This window comes from Microcoleus sp. B5-D4, assembly GCF_036705145.1.
Taxonomy (GTDB): Bacteria; Cyanobacteriota; Cyanobacteriia; order Cyanobacteriales; family Microcoleaceae; genus Microcoleus.
Genome location: NZ_JAUBTV010000004.1, coordinates 115,695 through 120,776, shown reverse-complemented (window position 1 = coordinate 120,776; position 5,082 = coordinate 115,695). Strand labels below are relative to the sequence as shown.

2 protein-coding genes are annotated in these 5,082 nt (G+C 50.3%); both read left to right on the top strand.

What is annotated here, in order from left to right; genetic code table 11:
• Positions 1-2,035 (top strand): calcium-binding protein (locus QUB10_RS03405; protein WP_333199554.1); only part of this gene is annotated, 2,035 nt, incomplete at its 5' end.
• Between the two features lie 420 nt (positions 2,036-2,455).
• Positions 2,456-5,082, top strand: a 2,627-nt coding sequence (locus QUB10_RS03400; protein WP_333199552.1) for a choice-of-anchor Y domain-containing protein, incomplete at its 3' end; no start/stop codon positions are given.

Here is a 5,082-nt window from a genome sequence, read left to right as displayed (position 1 = left end):
GACTCCAACCGGAACTCCGACTCCAACCGGAACTCCGACTCCAACCGGAACTCCGACTCCAACCGGAACTCCAACTCCCACCGGAACTCCAACTCCAACTCCAACCGGAACTCCGACTCCCACGGAAACTCCAACTCCAACCGGAACTCCAACTCCGACTCCCACGGAAACTCCAACTCCAACCGGAACTCCAACTCCAACTCCCACCGGAACTCCAACTCCCACCGGAACTCCAACTCCCACGGGAACTCCGACTCCAACCGGAACTCCGACTCCAACCGGAACTCCAACTCCGACTCCCACGGAAACTCCAACTCCGACTCCCACGGGAACTCCGACTCCAACCGGAACTCCAACTCCGACTCCCACGGGAACTCCGACTCCAACCGGAACTCCAACTCCGACTCCCACGGGAACTCCGACTCCCACGGGAACTCCGACTCCCACGGGAACTCCAACTCCAACCGGAACTCCGACTCCCACGGAAACTCCAACTCCCACGGGAACTCCGACTCCCACGGGAACTCCGACTCCAACCGGAACTCCGACTCCCACGGAAACTCCAACTCCCACGGGAACTCCAACTCCCACGGGAACTCCGACTCCCACGGAAACTCCAACTCCCACGGGAACTCCGACTCCCACGGGAACTCCGACTCCCACGGGAACTCCGACTCCCACCGGAACTCCGACTCCCACCGGAACTCCGACTCCGACTCCAACCGGAACTCCGACTCCGACTCCCACGGGAACTCCGACTCCAACCGGAACTCCGACTCCGACTCCAACCGGAACTCCGACTCCGACTCCAACGGGAACTCCGACTCCCACGGGAACTCCGACTCCCACGGGAACTCCGACTCCCACGGGAACTCCGACTCCCACGGGAACTCCGACTCCCACGGAAACTCCAACTCCCACGGGAACTCCTGTTGACTCTGACAGCGTTCAAGGGGGCGATACCGATTGCATTTGCGAACAGATTACCCTACCCGCGATCGGTTCGATTCCGGGCCCGAATTCTGTCGATCGCACTTTCAATGGCACTGACGGCGACGACTTCCTCATCGGCAGCAATCTCAACGACGTTATCAGCGGTTTCAACGGCGACGACGTTCTGCTGGGCGAAAAAGGCAACGACAATATTTACGGGGCACTGCCCAGCAATATCCCCCTTGGCCCGAATGCAGACAAAGACTTGCTGTTTGGCGGCAATGGCAATGATTACCTCAACGGCGCCGGCAGCGACGATCGCATTTTCGGGGGTAAGGGCGATGATGTGGCCATCGGCGGCAAAGACGATGACTTGATTGGGGGCGACAAAGGCAATGACACTCTCGTTGGAGCTCAGGGTAACGACTGCTTGTTTGGAGGCAGTTTTGACCCGTTTAGCCCTGACTCGACTGGACGCGATTTGCTCTTTGGCGGTGCTGGCAACGACTTCTTGAATGGGGGAGATGCTGCGGATACTCTAAGCGGCGGCGAGGGCAATGATACTGTTTATGGGGGCAAGGGCAATGATGTTGTGGTGGGGGGTACTGGCAACGATCTGCTGTTGGGCGGTCGCGGCAGTGATAGCATTTGTGGCGACGATGGGGACGATACTATTTTCGGAGACAGTGCGATCGACTTTAACGGCGAGCCAGATTCCGTGTGCGGTGGTGCTGGCAATGATTTGATGTTGGGCAACGGCGGTAGTGACAAACTATGTGGCGAGGAGGGTAACGATACTCTCTATGGCGGTAAAGGCGACGATTGTTTGGTTGGGGGTTTGGGCAATGATATTCTCAGCGGTGGCATTGGGCGCGATCGCTTTGTTTTAACAGCAGGTGAAGACAGCGATGTAATTACTGATTTCACAAAAGGTGAAGATTTGCTGGTGTTAGCGGGGGGTCTAACTTTTGGTCAACTTAGTATTACCCAAAACGCTAATGCAGCTTTCATCAGGATTGGTGAAAACGGTCAATTGTTGGCTGCTTTGAATGGAGTGCAAGCTAGTGCGATCGGTCTGAATGATTTTACCATCTTCGGGTAAGCACAAATTAATTAACTAAGGTGCGTACTCCGCACCTTAGTTAATTATGTAGGGTTCACAGCGCGTAGCTTGCCGCTATGAGTAGTGTATCAAATCACTTTTTGCGTCCGGGAGTGCGATCGACAATAATCCAAGCTTTTGCTTGACACTGCTCAGCACTCCCGGTATTATTTTAGTAATAAAAATGACTTAAAGAAGCCACTGTACGGAGAAACTACTGACAGTGTATTTACGTAAATAAAAATTAAATGTAAAAAAATTGATATAGCCTTTCTCAGTAACATGAGGTGCACGCTTGATAAGCGGCCTCCGTGGGCATAGGGCATAGGGCATAGGGCATAGGGCATACCTCACTTTATTGAGAACTGCTGTAGTAGTTGGCAGCTAATACATAATCATCTCAAATTTAGGTGCATCTAGATGGGACAGATAATTATTAACGAATTCCGGCGGAACGGGCAATTCCTGGGGAATGAGTATGTGGAACTGCTGTTGACGGAAGATATAACAACAGCTCAACTTCAAAGTTTTTTTGTAGGCGACTCAAGCAGTACAACAGCACAGAAACTTTCTGCTTATCAGTTCAGGAACATGGCGAGTATTGCTCCTGTCTTCAAGGCAGGAACCATAATTGCGATCGGCGGTTCAGGTGTCATTCCTACTGATGATATTACCTACAACCCCGTTGCCGGCGGAAATGATGCTGATTGGAACATTCAATTGCTGATAAATAACGCTGCTGGCGGTACTTATCTCAATAATGTCTTAGTCGGAACTAACGGTTTTGGCGGGGATTTTGCAGCCTCAGATATTGTTTGGGTAGATACTAGTAGTGCGGGAATTACTTCTGTTAATTCCCTCGCCTGGCCGACGACTGGGTTAGGGGTATTTGGGAGTGCAGCTAAGGTGCAAATTCCAGCACCACCCAACGGGGGTAATGTTGAGTTTTCCAGCGCTATTGGCGGCATCAACAGAACTGCTAGTTATACTATAGATAGTCCCGGCTCCTTGGGTTTGCCCAACGGCGGAATTAACAGTATTTATATTAACAGCCTCCGCAACCGACCGGTTAACATTGCTCCGAATTTGGTAACTCCTAATGTTAATCCGCCGATCGCAATTAATGAAAATATACCCAGCGTCGCTAACACAGGGTTTAGTATTTTTAACATCACTAGCGAGTTAGGCGGTGACGCTAATGGCGATCCTTTGGGTGTTGCAGTCACCGCTGCAGACAATACTAACGGTAACTGGCAATTTTCAACAGATGGCAATACTTGGACAAATTTCGGCACAGTGTCGGAAAGTTCAGCAACAGTGCTCGGCCCGACTCCTCTTTATAATGGCTTACTTGGTAACACTCCCAGTTCTCAAAATTGGCTGTCTTTGACTAACTCAAATCTTGCTTCTCCTACCGCTACAGCTTCAGAATTTTTTAGCGGTAATGGAGTTAATTTAAACAGCACTGCGGACAATAGAATTTATGCTGGCTATACAAATAATCCTTTAAATCCGTCATTTTCCCCGCTCGATCGCACTACAGGCTTTAGCTTGTCTTTTAATCTCCAAATTATCTCGGAATCCCGCACTAATCAAGATCGGGCAGGTTTTAGCATTGTTGCCGTTACTAGCGATCGCAAAGCCATTGAAATCGGTTTCCAGCGGCTATCTGAAAACTCTGGCAATATCTTCGCACAAGGCGACGGCATTACTCCCAACCCAGGCGGACAAACAAACGGCTTATTTGTTGCAGCAGAGAATGTTGCTTATAACACCAATATTGCTACTAACTACACTCTCAGAGTTCAAGGTAACAAATACTTTCTTTCCGATGGCAGCGCTATCATACTAACCGGCCCGCTGCGCGATTATTCAGGATTTAGCGACCAGATAGATCCTTACGAAACTCCTAATTTTCTATTCCTCGGTGACGGCACTACCTCGGCGCAAGCTAACATCAACCTGACGCGGGTTTCCCTGCAAACGCCTGCGAAAGTTCGGTTTGTACCCAACCAAGACTATTACAGTACCGCTGGAAGCAAACCAACAATTACTTTTCGGGCGTGGGATGGAAGTAACGGAGTTGCCAGCGGTACTGCGGGCGTCAATGCTTCAGTTACTGGGGGAACAACGCCGTTTAGCACTAATAGTTTAACAAGTGCGATCGCAGTTAATCCAGTCAACAATCCACCTTCGTTTGTCAAAGGAGTCGATCGCACTCTCAGCAGCAATTCGGGGCCACAAATCATACCCGGATGGGCGACTGCGATTTCTCCAGGCCCGGCCAACGAATCGGGACAAACTGTGGCTTTTCAAGTGGTAGGAAATGATAATGCTGCTTTGTTTAGTTTACAACCTGCGATCGACTCAGCGGGGACGCTAACCTTTACACCGGTGCCGGGGGCGATCGGCAGTGCTAATATCACTCTAAACCTGAAAGATAATGGCGGTAGAGATAACGAAGGACTCGATACTTCTCACACCCAAGCGTTCATTATCAACCTCACCAATCCAGGCACATTTAACTTTAGTGCCGCAAATTACAGCGTTAATGAAAACGGTCAGTTTGCCACAATTACCGTTACTCGCAGAGATGCTAATGTGGCTGCTGCTGTCAGTTACACTACAAGTAATGGCACTGCTAATGCTGGTAGTGACTATAACCAGACATCGGGAACCTTAAATTTTGACATTGGCGAAAGTGTTCAAACTTTCACGATTTCAATTGTGGATGATTCCCAAATAGAACAGGATGAAACTGTTAATTTAACTCTGACCAATCCCACTAACAAAGCAGATTTAGGAGCAATTTCTAGTGCTGTTTTGACTATTGTAGATACAACTCCAACTCCAACTCCGACGCCTGCGGAAACTCCAACTCCGACGCCAACTCCGACGCCTGCGGAAACTCCGACTCCGACTCCAACTCCAACTCCTGCGGAAACTCCAACTCCGACTCCGACTCCAACTCCTGCGGAAACTCCAACTCCGACTCCGACTCCAACTCCAACTCCGACGCCTGCGGAAACTCCAACTCCGACTCCGAC